Annotated in this window: 15 protein-coding genes; 3 read left to right on the top strand and 12 right to left on the bottom strand. The window is 41.5% G+C overall.

Annotated features, from left to right (window positions below; genetic code table 11):
* Positions 1-234: hypothetical protein (locus O8C68_09065; GenBank protein ID MCZ7395951.1), on the top strand; the 234-nt coding region annotated here is incomplete at its 5' end.
* Between the two features lie 7 nt (positions 235-241).
* Here O8C68_09065 and O8C68_09060 read toward each other — a convergent pair.
* The 12 genes from O8C68_09060 to O8C68_09005 all read right to left on the bottom strand — a co-directional run bounded on the left by O8C68_09060 (position 242) and on the right by O8C68_09005 (position 16100).
* On the bottom strand, positions 242-3661 hold the full coding sequence (locus O8C68_09060) for a glycosyltransferase (protein MCZ7395950.1): 3420 nt from the start codon (positions 3659-3661) through the stop codon (positions 242-244).
* Entirely contained in the window at positions 3651-4970 is a 1320-nt protein-coding gene (locus O8C68_09055; protein ID MCZ7395949.1) for an ABC transporter ATP-binding protein, read from the bottom strand. Before O8C68_09055 ends, O8C68_09060 begins: the two co-directional genes overlap by 11 nt.
* Positions 4971-4972: 2 nt before the next feature.
* Positions 4973-5731 (bottom strand): ABC transporter permease, encoded by a 759-nt coding sequence (locus tag O8C68_09050; GenBank protein ID MCZ7395948.1) that lies wholly within the window; start codon positions 5729-5731, stop codon positions 4973-4975.
* Between the two features lie 2 nt (positions 5732-5733).
* Positions 5734-6597, bottom strand: coding sequence for a dTDP-4-dehydrorhamnose reductase (gene rfbD, locus O8C68_09045; GenBank protein ID MCZ7395947.1), 864 nt, complete (start codon positions 6595-6597; stop codon positions 5734-5736).
* Positions 6594-7586, bottom strand: coding sequence for a dTDP-glucose 4,6-dehydratase (gene rfbB / locus O8C68_09040; protein ID MCZ7395946.1), 993 nt, complete (start codon positions 7584-7586; stop codon positions 6594-6596). Before rfbB ends, rfbD begins: the two co-directional genes overlap by 4 nt.
* On the bottom strand, positions 7586-8065 hold the full coding sequence (locus O8C68_09035) for a dTDP-4-dehydrorhamnose 3,5-epimerase family protein (protein MCZ7395945.1): 480 nt from the start codon (positions 8063-8065) through the stop codon (positions 7586-7588). The genes rfbB and O8C68_09035 overlap by 1 nt, the downstream gene beginning before the upstream one ends.
* Before the next feature lie 208 nt (positions 8066-8273).
* Complete coding sequence (locus tag O8C68_09030; protein MCZ7395944.1) at positions 8274-9338, bottom strand: glucose-1-phosphate thymidylyltransferase; 1065 nt, start codon at positions 9336-9338, stop codon at positions 8274-8276.
* 10 nt (positions 9339-9348) lie between these two features.
* A complete protein-coding gene (locus O8C68_09025; GenBank protein ID MCZ7395943.1) occupies positions 9349-10335 on the bottom strand; it encodes a glycosyltransferase family 2 protein in 987 nt (328 codons plus the stop codon).
* Positions 10332-11504: a glycosyltransferase gene (locus tag O8C68_09020; GenBank protein ID MCZ7395942.1), complete on the bottom strand. Its 1173-nt coding sequence runs from the start codon at positions 11502-11504 to the stop codon at positions 10332-10334. The genes O8C68_09025 and O8C68_09020 overlap by 4 nt, the downstream gene beginning before the upstream one ends.
* Positions 11435-12583, bottom strand: a complete 1149-nt coding sequence (locus O8C68_09015; protein MCZ7395941.1) for a glycosyltransferase family 4 protein — start codon at positions 12581-12583, stop codon at positions 11435-11437. Before O8C68_09015 ends, O8C68_09020 begins: the two co-directional genes overlap by 70 nt.
* A gap of 19 nt (positions 12584-12602) precedes the next feature.
* Positions 12603-13730 (bottom strand): glycosyltransferase family 2 protein, encoded by a 1128-nt coding sequence (locus tag O8C68_09010; GenBank protein ID MCZ7395940.1) that lies wholly within the window; start codon positions 13728-13730, stop codon positions 12603-12605.
* Between the two features lie 54 nt (positions 13731-13784).
* Entirely contained in the window at positions 13785-16100 is a 2316-nt protein-coding gene (locus O8C68_09005) for an oligosaccharyl transferase, archaeosortase A system-associated (GenBank protein MCZ7395939.1), read from the bottom strand.
* 99 nt (positions 16101-16199) lie between these two features.
* Between O8C68_09005 and O8C68_09000 the strand changes: the two genes are divergently transcribed.
* Together O8C68_09000 and O8C68_08995 are read left to right on the top strand one after the other, a co-directional pair.
* Positions 16200-16694, top strand: coding sequence for a 3-isopropylmalate dehydratase small subunit (locus O8C68_09000; protein ID MCZ7395938.1), 495 nt, complete (start codon positions 16200-16202; stop codon positions 16692-16694).
* The gene (locus O8C68_08995; GenBank protein MCZ7395937.1) at positions 16691-17545 is read left to right on the top strand and encodes a hypothetical protein; all 855 of its coding nucleotides are present in this window, start codon (positions 16691-16693) and stop codon (positions 17543-17545) included. The genes O8C68_09000 and O8C68_08995 overlap by 4 nt, the downstream gene beginning before the upstream one ends.
* The last annotated feature ends 7 nt before the right edge of the window (positions 17546-17552 follow it).

The raw sequence follows: 17552 nt of genomic DNA, 5'->3' as shown, positions 1-17552 counted from the left end.
TCGATAACAGGACTGGTAACTCAGGTGAACCAGACCAACCCAACAACTGGAGCCATTATCGGTCCAGCAATTGGATTGACCATTAATGTTGGCGACCAGCTGACCTTTGCAGTGTTCGTAACGCCAACAGCAGCAATAGTTAACGACCCTGCAAAAAACAGGATAACACTTCAATTGGTAGATGGCAGCGGGAAGATAATCGGAGCGCAGTCTGTAGCGGTATCCACGACTTAGAGATGGATTAAATCCGTATCGAACAATCCTCTCTCTCCAGCGTCAAATTAGGACTATAATACGGGTCTCCTTCATCAATGACCTTTCCCCATTTTTCCCTCATATACTCCACATCCATCAAAAACAGCTTCTGTAACTCGGGCGCATCTTTATAATCCCGATTCAATGATCCGTGGTGATAAAGCTCTGCGTATGGGGTATAAACATTAAGATATCCCTTTTGCCTGAGTTTAAGACACAGTTCGACATCGTCAAAAGCAACTGCAAGGCTTTCGTCAAATCCATTGACTTCTTCAAACACATCTTTCCTCAGCATCATACATGCCGCTGTGACAGCACTGCAATCTCTAACTATAGTTATGTTCCCGAAATATCCCGGTATGTTGGAAGGGAATCCTGAAAGTGGATACCCGGCAACATGATGTTTACCTAAGCCTAATGTAATTCCACAATGCAGTATTTTATTTGAATTAATCAATTTTGCCCCAACAGCCCCGACTTCTGTTCTTTGGGCATGTTCAAGCAAGGCATTTAGCCAGTCATTCTTGATGATTTTCACATTTTCATCCAGAAATAAAAGATATTCTCCCCTGGCATGAGACACTGCAAGATTTCTGGCAGCAGAAATATTATAACCTTCGCTGTATTGAATTGTACGCACATTATTCTTGTCAATTGTAGCTTCTTGTTTTTCCATCTGGATTACAACAATCTCGTAATTGGTATAATCAGTCGCTTGTTCAAGATTAGCAATGCAATTTTTAACCTTCTGACTCCCAGTGCCCACAATTATTATACTAATTAATGGCATCTTCAACAGTTCTCTCTTCATCCTGTAAGAGCCAGTCCAAAAGCCATCTGAAATTTCTCCCTTAATGTTATTTCTCTTCATGTAATCGGCTAAAGCTTTTTTGGCTGCAACATACGCATAACTTTTAGCCCCAGCCGCAGATGCCGCGGAGCCGTGCACCGTTCTCCAGTGATACAATATCTTCGGGATATGATGAATGCTATCGGTTTTATCCATGACCCTTAACACAAGATCATAGTCTTGGCTGCCATCGTACCCCTTTCTGAATCCCCCGATTTCATCAATAATCTTCTTATTATAAACACCAAAATGGCATGTGTACATGCAGGATAAAAATGTATCCTGAGACCAATCAGGTTTAAAGAATGGATCTCTTCGGTTACCTTTCATATCAATTTTGTCCTCATCGCTATAAACCATATCTGCATCGCGATTGTTCTGAAGATACTTGACGGCTTCATACAGAGAATCTGGCGAAAGTTCATCATCGTGGTCAAGTAAGCCGATATATTCGCCGGTAGCAAGGGATAGCGCCTCATTAGAATTCCCGGAGATGCCTTTGTTTTCGGGCAGGAATTTGACTTTTATTCTGGGATCCTTCTTTGCGTAAGCTTCGAGGCATTTTCTGACATCCTTTTTTGTGGATGCATCGGCAAGACAGAGTTCCCAGTTATCATATATTTGCTTTATGACCGATTCTATCGCCGATTCAATCCATGCCACATCGGGATTATAAACAGGTGTTACAATACTGATTGTTGGCTGATATTCGAAGTGCTTTATTTCGTTTTTGTATTGCTCAAGTTTTGCTGCAGTTGGTTCATTTTTTAGTATCCAAAGGTCATAGCTGCTTTTTAATCCGATATCTGCAAATGCTTGAAATCCAATACTTCCATTGATAGGTTCGTTATCGTAATACAGTGCTAATTCGGGTAAGGTAATTGATTCATTGTACCAAACTGCTGCACCGGGTTCTTTTTTCGATATCAATTCGAAGAAAAATGTAATTCCCTTGCTATCCTTTATTGGCTTAAATCGAAATGATGTATAATCATTGTCTTGAATCCTGTGACCTTTTACGGTTGTTTTTCTCAGTATCTCACGGTCGGTATTTGTGATACAGAGGGTGAGGTCTGAATTAAGCCTATTATTTGTTGCCGTATAAATTTTAATCTCGTTTAAATTGTCCGATAAGAATGTAAATTTTCCGAACAGCCTTTTTTCAAGAGACAATGGAGCATAGGGAGAAGCTGGATTTGTTTTTACAATCGGTACTTTAGAAGCATTGATATTGTTTTTATATAGTCTCTCGTTGAGTTTATACAAAAAAGCATCGAAACCATCATTTGCAATTAACCTGATGCCTGTCATCGCAAGATCATATGCATGCCTTTTTTTTGTGGTATGCGGAAATATAGTATCTATCAATTTTTGATATTTTGTTAATAATTGCCATGTAGTGCTGTTGTAAATATCATTTAATTTTCTATTATTTTCAGCTATTAAAGAATTCAGGTTTTGGATATAGTCGTCTTTATTCCTGACCGTGGTCTCCAAGCCGCTAATATAGTCGTCTTTATTCCTGACCGTGGTCTCCAAGCCGCTAATATAATCGTCTTTATTCCTGACCGTGGTCTCCAAGCCGCTAATATAGTCGTCTTTATTCCTGACCGTGGTCTCCAAGCCGCTGATATAGTCGTCTTTAATCTTGACAGTGGTCTCCAAGCCTTCTATATAATTATCTTTTTCTTGAACAGCAGTTCCAAGGATTTGTATGTGTTCGGTTTTATCCTGGATCACAGCTTCCGTATTACCTGCCAAAACTTCAAAAATGAGCGTTTCAAGCACATGATATCTTGATCGGTCTATTCTGCTCTTAGTTTTAAAATCAACTTTGGGTAATGTTCCCTGTCTGCCGATTAAGAATATTGTTCGATACGAAGGGCTCAATGTATCGCCAAGTTGTGAAAAATTCTCGTTATAAAATCTGTACACTCTGCTTATATTTTCAACAGGAATGCTGTATTTATATGAATAAAATATAAAAAGTTGCATTAAAAGCCAATTAGATATGTTATTTGTTGCTATAGATAGATACTCAAATCCATTGGTTTTTAAAAAATCTTCAAGTTTTTTTTTGGAAGGCAATCCATTTTTTATATGCTCGGAAAGCCATGGATGGTCGTTACCCGTAAGTTTATGGAAAAATTCGTTTACCTTTATCTCAGCTTCCGCTGCCTTTTCGGAATGAAAAGGCGCTCCCAGTATAACAAAATTTTTACTGATTCTAAGCATTTCTGATAATGTGCTCTCCCGATTGTCAGGGGATATATGCTCAAAAAGGTCTGAAGAAACCACTACATCAAAGGTGCGGTCTTTGAAAGGAGCGCTTATAATATCGCCTACAAAATAATTTTGTTCGTTAAATTCAGATTTTCGGATGTCGAGAACATATAAGTCATCATCTTCCTGAAGGAAATCCTCCAGATGCCCGCTCCTTCCACCGATATCTAAAATTTTTAACCTTTTATTTTTTCGCAAAAGATTAATCAAATCACTTATTATTTTGTTCCTCGTGTACAGGTCGAAAGGTAGATCGAGCCTTTCATTTAACATATTCCCACCTGCAAGGAATATAACAAATTCCATAATCTTTGATTTCGCCATCGGTTACTTTAAATGTAAACCTCTTTTCATGATGATCGTATGGATTAACACATGCAAAATCATAAACAGCAGCAGTGAACAGATATGTTCCTTTCAATAGCGGCAGAGCATCAATAATATATTCCACTATTCCCTCTCCTTTGACGCTCTTTATTACTTTATTATGGAATTTTGTGTTGGGCCCGGTAATATGAACTCCATCATTTCTATGAATCGCAATCCCAAAAACTGGCTTTTCTATTTTGGTTTTTGCAAAATATTTTATCCTGACTATCAGGGGTTCCCCCGTCCTAAAAATATATGTCTCATCCCCATTTTTAGCAAAGAATTTTACCTCGGTAATCTCTACTTCCCTCGACCCCCATCTATCCTGAACCGAATTTTGCTGGGTTTCTATCCCTTCGTGCGGCGTTACCTCCTTTATAATTATTTTTTCAGTGATTTGCTCAACCTTTTTTTCATGCTGTTTTTTCAACGTCGATTCTTCTTTAATGCGCATATTAACGTGGTAATCACTGACAACCTTCTCGCTATACCCTATGGAACCAATTTGCCCCTGATTCAGCAGTATAGACCTCTCACACAATTGCTTCACGGTCTCCATTCCATGTGACACAAACACAATAGTCTTCCCCTCCCTCCTGAACTCATTGATCTTATCATAGCACTTTCCCTGGAAGGCTTCATCTCCAACTGCCAGCGCCTCGTCTATAAGTATTATATCAGGCTCGATGGATATAGCGGTAGAGAACGCCAGCCTTGCATACATCCCGCTTGAAAAGTTCTTTAGCCTGGCATTCCTGAACTTTTCCAGTTCTGCAAAATCGAAAATATCGTTTATTCGTTTCTTTATCTGTGCCCTGCTCATTCCCATAATCGAGCCGTAGAGATAAACATTCTCCGAAGCTGTGAGCTCGGGCTGGAATCCCACGCCCAGTTCCAGAAACGGCGCTATCCTGCCGTTCACCGTCACACTGCCGCTGTCCGGATACAGCACGCCTGCGATTACCTTCAGCAGCGTGCTCTTCCCGCTTCCGTTTTCCCCGATGATGCCAATGGTTTCTCCTCGCTTTACCGAGAAGCTTATATTGCGCAGCGCCCAGAACTCCTCGTAGCCGTATCTGTTGCCCTTGAAAAGACCCGCGATGTTCTCATATACGGTTCGCTTTTTCTCATGAGGTATCTTGAAGCATTTTGAGATGTTTTCGATTACTATGGCGTCCACTTCTTCTTTTCTTTGTTTCGATACCTGGAACATGCCTATACCTCCTCGGCGAACCTGCGGGAGAGTTTTTTAAATACCGCTGTTCCTATAAAAAATAGCAAGAGGCCGAATAAGAGAACAATACCGAAATCAGAAATTTTTGGAATGGTTCCGTTCAGAAATATATCTCGGTACATATTGATCAATCTCGTTATCGGGTTAAGCATATAATAAAACTCGTACTTTGCAGGCACAAGGGATAGAGGATAAATGATGGGAGATAGGAAAAACCCCACCTGGAGCACCACATCCCATATCTGGTTCAGGTCTCTATAGTAAACATATAATGAAGCAAGGATAAGGCTGATGCCATAAACTATCAAGAAATACATCAGTTGGATTATCGGGAACATTAGAGCTGTGGCTGAAATCCCTGCCCCCAATATCACTAACAAAGGTATGAGGACTAAAAACTCAAGTGTCGAGCTTATTAAACTGGATATTGCCGTACTGAGAGTCAGTATTTCCCTAGGGATATAAATTTTAGTAACAAGGCTCGATTTCCCGACAATAGAGCTAATGGCTGTTGTTGTCCCGATAGCGAAAAAGCGCCATGCAAGAATGCCTGTCAACAGATACACAACAAAATTCTCCTGGCTTTTAAAGATGTTGCTGAACACAAAATATAACACAAGCATCATCAGCAGAGGATTAAGCATCGACCATGCAAACCCCAGCACCGAGCTTGAGTATTTTGCTTTGAGGTCGCTAATCACAAGGTTCTTTATCAATTCTTTATATCCGAACAAGTACATATTCATTGAAGGTATTCCTTATCAATAAGATAGTTTCTCAAAGCTGATTCCCAGCTCTCCATCTCAAAACCATATTTTTTGAGCTTGATGCCAACAAGTGGAGAATACATCGGTCTTTTTGCTTTTGATTGCAGGATATCGGTCTTCGTTGGAGATAAACTGGCTTCCATTCCTGCGGCATCAAAGATTGCTTTTGCGAACTCATACCATGAAGATTTGCCGCTATTGGATACATGATATATCCCAAAAGGAAGATTTTTTATCAATATGTTCCTTATCATATCAGCCGCATCTCTTGTATACGTTGGGGACATAACCATATCATCCACAACTCTAATCTCCTCATTGTTGTGAGCCTTTTTTATCATCGTCTCGATAAAGTTCCCGCCCTTGCCGCTTGCGCCTGCAATTCCGAAGAGACTTGAGGATCGTATTATATAGTGTTTTTCCAGCGTGTTTCTGACAAAATATTCACCAGCGAGCTTACTGTTTCCATACACATTTAATGGATTCGGGATATCATTTTCTGTATAGGGGTGTGCTTTTAGACCATCAAAGATATAATCGGTGCTGATATGCGCCAAGGTTGCATTCAAATCCTTGCATATCAGTGCTATATTCCTTGCACCCAGCGCGTTTACAGCGAAAGCTATGTCAGCAAGGTCTTCAGCATCATCCACCCTGACATAAGCTGCGCAGTTGAGCACAACGTCAGGATGTACTTTTTTTAAAGTTTTTTTAGATAATCTAAAATCTGCGACATCGATGTCGGCATGGGTGAGAGGTATTACCTCATATTCTGTATTAAATGTCCTTACAAGATCAGAACCCAGTTGCCCATTTGCACCAATTATGGCAATTTTCATGACCAGAATCCTCTGTTCTCCCTGGCAAGCCTCTCCTTAAGCGGTCTCCACCACGGGTGATTGTTCCTATACCAGTCTGCCGTTTTCGCAAGCCCAGCCTCTAAATTTACCTTCGGCGCCCAGCCAAGCCCATCTCTGATTTTAGTGTTATCCAGAGCATATCTGTAATCATGTCCGGGTCTATCCTTAACGAATTTTATGTAACTTTCATCTTTCCCTAATAATTTCAGGATTATCCTGACAATATCGATATTCCTTTTTTCGCTCTCGCCACCCAGATTGTAAACCTCACCAGCTTTTCCACGGTCCAATATCGCCGCTATGCCTTCGCAGCAATCCCCAACAAAAATCCAATCTCTAACATTTTTCCCTTCGCCGTACACAGGTATTTGTTTATCTTCCAGCAGATTGGTTATTGTAAGCGGAATAAACTTCTCTGGATATTGATAATAGCCATAATTGTTGGAAGGTCTTGCTGTGGTTACAGGCAGACCATACGTTTCGTGATATGCTCTTATTATTAAGTCTGCAGAAGCCTTGGTAGCCGAATACGGTGAATTGGGAAGCAGGGGTAAACTCTCAACGAACTTGCCGCTCTCACCAAGTTCCCCGTACACCTCATCGGTAGAAATATGCACAATTTTTTTAATGCTACTGTTCCTGCACGCTTCAAGAAGGGTTGCTGTCCCTTCGATATTTGTGGTAATAAAAGGCATTGGGTCAAGTATCGACCTATCAACATGGCTTTCGGCAGCGAAATTGACCAAATAATCCACATCCTTAAGCTGATCGGATACCAGGTTTTTATCCTCTATCCTGCCATGGACAAATCTATATCTGTCATTTTTCTCTATATCTTTCAGGTTGTGGGGATTTCCTGCATATGTTAACGTATCAAGATTTATTATTTCATGCTGTGTATTCTTCAGTAAATAATGAACGAAGTTCGAGCCAATAAAACCGCATCCGCCCGTTACAAGAATTTTCATTATTCCATCCTGAAAGGACTTCTCGGGTTGCCCTCGTATCGTATTTCATCCACTTTCTCTTTTTTCCCCCAGCCGGCGTAAAGCTTATTGGGAAGGTTTATTACAATGCCAGATCTATCGCCAATATTTTTATAAGCATGCACTATTCCTGGGGGCACTATTACTATTTTGGGATTATTCTCACCTACGTCCAAGCTCATTTTATTGTTATATGTTTCAGACTTTTTTCTATTATCCCAGAGCACAAGCTTGAAAATCGAAGGCCCCATAAAACAGAAATAATCCGTTTGCTCTGAATGCTCGTGAGGTCCTCTAACAATACCTGGATATGTAAGCGATATGTAAGACATCTCGGGGAAGAGCTCTTCATCGATCAAATCTTTCCTGAAAAGTTCTATCAGCCAGCCTCTATCATCCACATTTTTTATTAAGTCTTTTATAATTATGCCGTTAATCTCACCAATCTTGAAATTGCTCATAAAGGGTTACGCCCCTTTATGACGTATAGGGGTATGGCGCATACCCCTTCCCGAGTCACGCCTCGGGAGGGCGTGTTCGGGTATGGCGTGCCATACCCGTCGTTTGAGAACCGAAACATCGGTTCACGCTGTGTTGGGGTATGCAAAGCATACCCCGCGTTTGATGGAACTTTTCCAAAGTTCCTTGATAAAACTTTCTTAAAGTTTTTCATACCTCTATCTCCGAATAATCCCCTATCATCAATCTAAGTGCTTTATGACCGGTATGGTTTTTTAAAACTTTTGCATCCTTTCCAAGTAAACTGTCCTCCAGCCTCTCTATTCCTTTGACCTGAACGTTATTGAGAATGACACAATGTTCAATGGATGAATCGGAAATATTAGTATTATCTCCTATACTGGTATACGGTCCTATGAAGGAGTTCTCAATATGAGCGTTCTTACCTATCGCTACAGGACCGCGGATTCTGCTGTTTACAACAACGGTACCCGTGTCGATTTTTATCCTTCCTGTAACTTTACTTTTATTATCCAGGCTCCCATTTATTTCATTTTTAACATATTCATCCAGAACGATACTGTTTGCTGTTAAAATATCATCCTTTTTCCCTGTATCAAGCCACCAGGAGTTGAGAATCTCGCTTTTAACATTGCATCCCATATTGATTAATTCCTGTATGGCATCCGTAATCTCAAGTTCATTGCGCAATGAAGGTTTTATTCTCTCAATAGCTTCGTGGATTCTTGGAGAAAATATATACACCCCCACCAATGCTAAATTACTGGGGGGTTCTTTTGGTTTTTCTATGAGTTTGATGACATTTCCTTTTTTATCTAATACCGCTACCCCGAAACTGCCTGGATTTTCAACTTCTTTGAGTAATATCAAAGCGTCCAGTTTTTCCAGGTTAAATTTATCCACAAGATTATTTATCCCTTTTCCGAGAAGGTTATCCCCCAGGCACATTACGAATGATTCGTTTCCCAGGAAATTTCTCGCAGTTTTTACAGCATGAGCCAGACCAAGAGGTTCTTGAGGCATATATGTAACTTTTATTCCCCACGGAGAGCCATCTTTTACGTAGTCTTTGACATATTCACCTGTCTCAGGTGCAATTATTATACCTGTATCCTTTATTCCCGCCTGGGATGTTTGGTCGAGGACATAACCAAGAATAGGTTTATTAGCCACGGGAATAAGTTGCTTCGCTGTGGTGAAGGTTAAAGGTCGCAGTCGAGTTCCTTTGCCGCCGCTTAATATTAAAGCTTTCATAAATAATTGTCTAATTCAGCAGTTTATTATTTAAAAGTACTCTGTCCGGATGACCATGGATCTTAGCCCATGTTTGTACGAATATATTAATCCCATCTTTATTTATCGGGTAGTTAGATCTCTTGGCTATCATTTTTGGGATACCCCGAATGGCATCAATTTTGGATCGCAGGATTATATTAGCATGTCCATTTAAAATATAGAATGGTATCACCGCGATGTTCCTGCCAATAATCCAGGGCAGAGAGGTGATCAGCAATTGAGTGGGAAAATTTTTAAAAGAGTTCCAGATTATGTTCCTATTCCCATAATAAATGGTATAGTTACTTGCATAACCTCCTGTTCCACCATGAATGTGATAAACTACAGCATGTGGGACATAGAGGCACTTCCATCCTGCAAGCCTTCCCCTGAATGCCAGGTCAGCATCTTCCATATATGCATAAAAATCTTCATCAAATAATCCAATTTCTTCAAGCATCGCTTTCCGATAAATAGCAGCGCCTGCGCATGGACCAAATACTTCCTCGACAGATTCATATTGTCCCACGTCACGCTCGAACATACCTCTATCCCAGCATGCCCCGCTTCTTGAAATGCAGATACCTGTAGAATTTATGAATTCAGGATTCTTCATAAAAAGCATCTTCGATGCACACATCCCTATGTTTTCTCTGGAAGTTAAAGCTTTTACCAGTTCTTCTAACCATTGAGCTGAGACCGCTGTATCGTTGTTCAACGTCGCTATCAGTTCCCCATTCGCGGCTTTTATCCCGATATTAATCCCTTTTGCAAATCCTGCATTTTCTTTGTTAGCAATTATTTTAACGGATGGGAATTCTTTCCTTAGATATTCTATGGAGTCGTCACTTGATGCATTATCCACAAGAATAATTTCAACGTCATGATACGATTGAGCCAGCAGGGAAGAAAGACATTTCTCTAAAAATGCCCTGCCATTATAATTGACTATTATAACCGAAACCAGAATGTTCATATTTTAGCAACCGGCATTGCTGCTTCAATTTCTTTTGTAATCTCATTCAGAAAGATATCTAAATCAAATTTCCTGGATTGTTCGATACATTTTTCTTTATACTTAAATGGTGCTCTGGAGACGATATTTATGGCGTTAACAATCTCGGATACAGCTGGAGTGACAAGTAATCCCGTTGAGCCGTCCACAATGGTTTCTAAACATCCGCCTTCTTTCATACAAACAACCGGTTTTCCAGAAGCCATAGCCTCAACAGGCGCCATCCCAAAATCCTCGTCAATGGATGTAATTATGAATCCTTTGCAACGCGCATATAGTTGTATTAATTCTTCCTCCCGCACTGTGCCAAGCAATTTCACGTTATCAGGTAGATTTTTCTGCAGGCTGGTTGCGTACGCAGATGCATGATCTGCCTCGGCATATCCACCTACAATCAGCAATCGTTCCTCTGATAATTGCCTGAAAGCTTCGATCTGTAATTCCACACGCTTTTCAGGATACAGGCGATTTACAGATAGCCAGAAATCCCCATAATATTCAAATCTGAATCTGGACACATCGATGGGGGGATAAATTACCTTCGAAGTTCTGTTCAGATATTTTTTAATTCGTTTTTGAGTGCTGATAGAATTAGCTACGATCCGACAAACCTTGGTCATATAATATTCATACAGCCGCCTATATAATTTCACCCAGAATTGGAACAATATAGAATTAAAAAATAACTGCCTCTCCAGGAAAACATCGTATAGATCATAAAAAGCCCTCACCGGCGTATGACAATAGTACAGATTCGGCTTATGCCTTCTCGCAGCAAAATGCGCCCAGTTGCCAGAAAAAATAAAAAAATCATATTCCTTTGAAAAATCGCACAGTGCAAATCTTAAAGATGCAGAGATTTGCTTGAGCTGAGGTATTTTGATTGTTCTGCCAAGGCTTATGATGGTAACATCCTCAAACCCCATCTTATTAATAGCATCCTCATCCACATCCGTGGTAATCACATCCGCACCAAGCCCGCGGGCAAGGCTAAGCACCAGCTTCTCGCCGCCGCCGATTGCTCCGATGTAGTCATGTAAAATTGCGATTTTCATCATTCTTATGTTCTCATCGATTTTAATAAATGTTCTTCGTACATGCATGATGCCTGTCTGACTATCCTGTCCCAATCATATTCCTGGGCAGCATCCATAGCGGACGCAGCCAGCTTTTCACGAAATACGTCATTCCCGATTAATGTGCTTATAGCACTGCCAAGTTCTTCCGCATCAAGGTTCACCACCAAGCCGGTTTTTTCGCTAACAAGCGAAGAGGCGGCGTTGCGCTCTCCTTTGACCGTGATGACAGGAACCCCGCAAGCAAAAGCCTCTATTACCACCATTCCGAACCCTTCGCGGCTGGAGGGCAGCACCAGTATTTTTGAGGACTTGATCCTCGCTATCACCTCCTCATAACCCATGAACCCAAAGAACCTGACGTTACCCAGAAGTCCATGCTCCACAGCAAGCCCGGCAAGCTTTTCGTTCTCAGGTCCATCGCCTATGATGTGGCATTTAACATCTGGTATAGTTTCCTTAACATAACCCACAGCTTGAAGCAATACATCCACGTTCTTCTCCCTGATAAGCCGCCCTGTAAATATTATATCGCATTCATCGGGTGATGGCATTATTTCGGCAATCCTTTTTAATTCGATACCGTTTGGTATGATATGTACGTTTTCATCCTTGACCCCGAGTAACCTGAGATTCCTTTTCGTCAAAGCCGACACCGCGATTGACATATAAGGCAATTTCGATGCAAAAAATTCTACTACCTTCCCAAAAAAACCCCACCACCCTAAATATTCATACCAGTAATCCCCCCACACCTCATGCCACGTGGTTATCATAGGAGTTCTCCTGAGAATCGATACGAGTTTCACGGTAAAACATGAAAAATACGGGAATGCGCTGACATCAATCACATCATATTTTTCTCTAATCAGAGGAAGGAAAAGCTTAAATGAGAATATTACCGCCTCGGGAATTGAGCGCCTGCCGTTAACGTATAGCTCCATCCGCCTGCAAACGCCGTGCAGCACCATGCCTTCGTTCTTTATCATATCGCCGCCTTCCCACCACTTAACCCCAAAAACATGGACTTCGTTACCCTCTTTTGCAAGCCTTTTTCCAAGTTCGTATATACGTTTCTCTGCGCCCCCTTTTACCCAGGGATAAACAGCATCGTAGACGAAAGCGAGTTTCATAAAACTTTCCTAAAGTTTTTCATGTATCCTTTTTTTCTAACATAAAAATGCTGATAATGAGCGCTGAAAAGATTATCTGGATGCCGAGCGCAGCGAGCACCATGGAGATTACTGCATTTCCCACTTCTGAAAGGGAACCATATCCTGAGGAGATCCATTTGAAGAGAATATTTGAACCTAAAACTATCCCTGCGAAGAACAATAATAACCCGAGCACAAGCCCGAGTTCAAGAGAATGATAATCCAGGATTTTTGCGGTCAATCCGTCTTTCTCTATTTTATTATGAATTATTCCGTAAACTTTCATATAACTGCCCGTAGCTATCATCTGCGTTCCTATTATCGCAAGCATGCTGCCCAGAATGAAGGAATGGAGTCCGGTTATCTCCACATTGCCCCGCAGCCGCAGGGCAAGGGTCATAAATGCGCCGAGTGCGAATAATAATAAACCCGGAAAGTAGAAAAAGGGGGTTGGATTATAAAGCATCATGAAGCGCAGATGCCGCCATCCATCGCCCCAGGAGTGGAGCTTGGAAGGTGTTTGTCTTGGATAATAGGTGATAGGTACTTCGGTTATTCGAAGTTTTTTCTTTGCAGCTTCAATTATCATTTCGCTTGCAAATTCCATCCCTTCGCTTTTCATATCAAGCTTTTCATAAGCGTCTCTTGTTATGGCGCGCATACCGCAATGGGCGTCGCTCAATTTTGTTTTAAAAAGCCAGTTCAGGGTTCCTGTCAACAAAGGATTCCCGATGTACCTGTGCAGCCAGGGCATGGAGTTTTTCTTGATTTCCCCCTTCAACCGTGTGCCCATGACGAAGTCGGCTTCGCCTGAAAGCAGGGGTTTTAATAACCCGGGCATCTCTTTCAGGTCGTAGGTATCGTCGGCATCAGCCAGTATAAGATATGTTCCTTTAGCATGCCTGATACCTTCCAAGTAGGCGCTACCGTATCCGTTTTTTTGAGGAATTATAATTTTAGCTCCCATCTTTCTGGCGATATCCCTTGAATTATCTGTGGAATTATCTGATACTATTATTTCCCCTTCCAGTCCCTCCTGCATTAAGGTCGATTTAGCTTTACTAATGACGGCCCCGATTGTTTTTTCCTCGTTCATGCAGGGGATTATAACAGATACCGGACTCATGATACTCAAGATGCCATGATGTCTAAAAACCTTTTCTGCCAGTTCGCTCTTATGTTAAATTAAATCCACCTGAAGCCTTCTCCCATCCAGCACGTCCTGTTCACTGACCGCTACCATTTTTGATACATTGGCGTTCTGGATGATATAATCACCCGAGGGTTTAGTGCCGTATTTGCCTCCCTGTGTAGAGTATGGGACTTTAATCTCATAGTTCCCGTTCATTGCAACCGCCCGCTGGGTATAGACGAACGTCCTGCCCTGATTGGTCATGACATTCAGAGTTACTTTAACCTCCCCATCGCCTGCGCGCCCTGAGAGCGTAGCCCCTGGCACATACTCAAAAATTTTTACATATTTTATATCCGGGTTCCTGATGGCAGTGGTATTCGATTCATAAATCAGGCGATAATGGCTTAACCCATCCCCGTCAAAAACGTGGAGTCTTGATAACATCGTTGCGAAGAAATTGCCATTTTCATTATTTACGCTGCGTATCGGTGCCCCATCTGAAGTTCCATAATAATCCAGAGGATCCCTGCCGGCAAGCATTGCTATCGAGCTGAATTTCAGTTTAAGCATCTGGGCATCTGTTACTATAAAACGGACTTTCCTTTTGTTAAGTATGTCATCTGCTGCTTTTTCATCTGGCGTTATTAAAAAGTGCGCTGCGTCATCGATACCGGTTTGGAAATTATTAGATACCACGGGTCGCTGCGAGAGATATAAAATCCAGTTGCCGTAATCCCACCAGCTCATCACTCCGTATTCGGCGGGTTTGTCGGGGGCATAATAGTAACTCGTTGGCGGCGAATTGTCCTTCAGCCATTTAAACGAATCCCGCAAATCCTGGTCAGGCGCAGCTATGCCTTCTGCATAGTATTTTATGATGGGGATATTGGGGGCAGTGAGAAGAAAAAGCAGTGATATACCAATTATTAGCCCTTTATTGGTTTCTGAATTATATTGCCGCTGCTTTTTTCGTTTTTTCTTGGGAGTTGTTGCCTCTTTCTCCTCTACATGTGCGAATTGTTTTGCTGCAGCAATGATAAAATATGCTGAAAATATTGCAACATTTACAGCAAATAAATAGATAAACCGCCTCTGTAGAATCGTAAGCACCAGTACAATTAAAGTCCAGACGATTAAAAATACCGCCTTGAAGGGATATTTTTCCTTCGTGGTTTTATAAATAAAATATATGAAAGAAATTAAAGCGATGAAAAAGCTGAGGGTAAAGGCTCTCCAGACATTATCTAAGGTAAATCCGCCTTCGGGAGTATTAAAAAGCGGCAGTGCCTCCTCTATTGTAGCAAGTATCCCTCCGCCGAAAAGATACTGTATCCCGTTGGTCAATGACTGATAAAACTGTGGGGAAAGGATTTCAAGGGAAAATACCGCTGCGATAAGTATTAAAAATAATAATAACAGGTTGTACCACCATTTTTTGAACTGCAGTCGTTGCATTACACCGAGCAACACGCATAAGAAAAAAAATACTGCAAGGAATCCGACATGGAAGAGGGAAGGTAAGTAAGAATTAAAAATGTCAAATCCCATGCCCTGAGATACGGCTACAGGTGTTATGATCAACAGGGAAACAAGAAATGCCGTGGCTCCTGTTATAATAAGGTAATCAGAACTGCGTTCCAACCTCCTGTCTATTATGAATTGAATAAGAATATATATTCCTATCAGTCCAATAAAAATAGATGCCCCCTCCCATGTGAACAGTGAGATTGCTAATGCAATACCTGTAAGTGCTGGATATGATGAATTTTTTATTATGTCAGTTTTAAAATTGCGAAAGGATATATTGTTTTTTTGCAAATGTTCCAGTGCAATAATTAATAAAAGATAGTCAGCGGTGGAAATTAACGTCTCAGCTACATGATGGTCTGCGTATCCAAGAAATGAAACATACACATGAGCAGGGGTTATTGCAAAGATGCCAGCGCTTATGAGACCCACACGCCAGTCAAAGAGTTTTTGTGTAATTAAGAATACGAGGTATACTGTTAATACACCAAGCAGGAGCGGGATGAATGCTGCCGTCGCCTCTATTGTATAAAATGACGGGCTGCCGACTCCTACCATGAGCGCAATCAGGGCTGTAAACTGGTCGTATAGCGGCGCCCAGCCAATTCTTGCGCCATAAGGGAAGTTGATGTACGAATCAAATGATAAGGTGCTTGGAAAATTAGCAACCGTGGCTAATATGCGCCGGGCGTGATAATAAGTATCTGCTCCCAATAAGGTTACGCCCCCGTTGGAAAAAACAACCGGAAAAACCCACAACCTGACAGCCAGAGCAAGAAGCAGTATCAAAATCAGGAATTTATTTTTGTTTTTTTCTGCGAAAAGCGTATTCATACGGTGACCTGCAAGGTCTAATATCTTATAAGTATAAAAGATTTGTTTGCCCTTTTACCAAAATGATTATGCTTGCCGTAAACAATAACCAAGCAAGCGATGAAAGGTAAAACCATCAAAAGAATATCAGGAAGAGTATGGAAATTCGGCGATAACATCGATACCGATGTCATCATCCCGGGAAAATACCTGCGCACCACTGATATGAGCGTATTCGCAACTCATGCCATGGAAGGGATCGACCCTTCTTTCTCAAAAAAAGTGGAAATCGGCGATATAATCGTTGCCGGCAGGAACTTCGGATGCGGCTCATCCAGAGAACAGGCGGTGCTGGCGTTAAAGCATGCAGGTATTTCATGTGTCGTGGCAGAATCCTTCGCAAGAATATTCTTCCGGAATGCCATCAATGTGGGCTTGCCGATTATCGAGGCAACGATAGATTGCCATGAAGGAGATATTATCGAAATAGATCTTGCAGAAGGGCTTGTGGAACATGAACACAAAACATATCCTGCTCAACGACTTCCCGATTTCCTGCGGGAGATATTGGCTGATGGCGGGCTTGTGGAACATCGAAAAAAAGGTAGCGTATGATATTTCCTGCGGATTATAAAAGCGTGGGAGTAACAAGGGCAGACCCGACGCAGCGTATAGGATGCCCCATATATTTTACAACAGAATACCTGATTGCAGACCTTCCTTCGGGCTTTACAATCTATAGTGTAAAAAGTGAAGGCGAGGGGCTGCTTAAAAAACTTGTTTCACTTGAGCTTATGGCAAAAGGTAAAGAGATAAAGAAATTCGAGGAAAAACTTGATTCCCACGATAGAACGAGGCTTATTGAATCTGCCATTTTGATGTGCAAAGGAAACGTAAACACCGTTATTTTTGAAGGCATGGACAGGCATATCACTTTCGTGCAGGATCCAAGCCTTCACGAGGTTATGGAGATAGAGGTTATAGATATTTCCCCTCCTGAGCCGCCGTGGCTTGCCTTTGCCGTACAGAGGCTTGTAAGGAGCGGCATACTGGGCGAACTCAACATAAGATTTACCACAAAACTGATCGACCTCCATAAATTTGAGGGCAAAAAAATGGTCTTCCCGTGCTATGCTTCAGAACTCAAAGGAAAATATATCGACACAGATACCGATATCGAGGATAATTCCACACTTGTTGGATGCGACATCTCAAAACAGATTTTTGAACTCAGGTTTCCCAGCCTTTCATACAGGCACATCAACATGTGCCCTCTCAAAACAGAACTCTACATGCCAACAAAACCATTTATCACACGCTGCTGCCAGAGCAAGAAATCGGGTATGGTGAACATCAACGGTATAGACGGAGCCGTAGTGCACTGGGGAGCATCGGAATACGATATTGTTGATGCAATCCGGATGCTTGTGAAGGTTTTAAAAGGTAATAAGGAAGACAGGAAATAATTCTTAA

This window comes from Candidatus Methanoperedens sp., assembly GCA_027460525.1.
Taxonomy (GTDB): domain Archaea; phylum Halobacteriota; class Methanosarcinia; order Methanosarcinales; family Methanoperedenaceae; genus Methanoperedens.
This window is presented reverse-complemented; position numbering and strand designations above follow the sequence as displayed.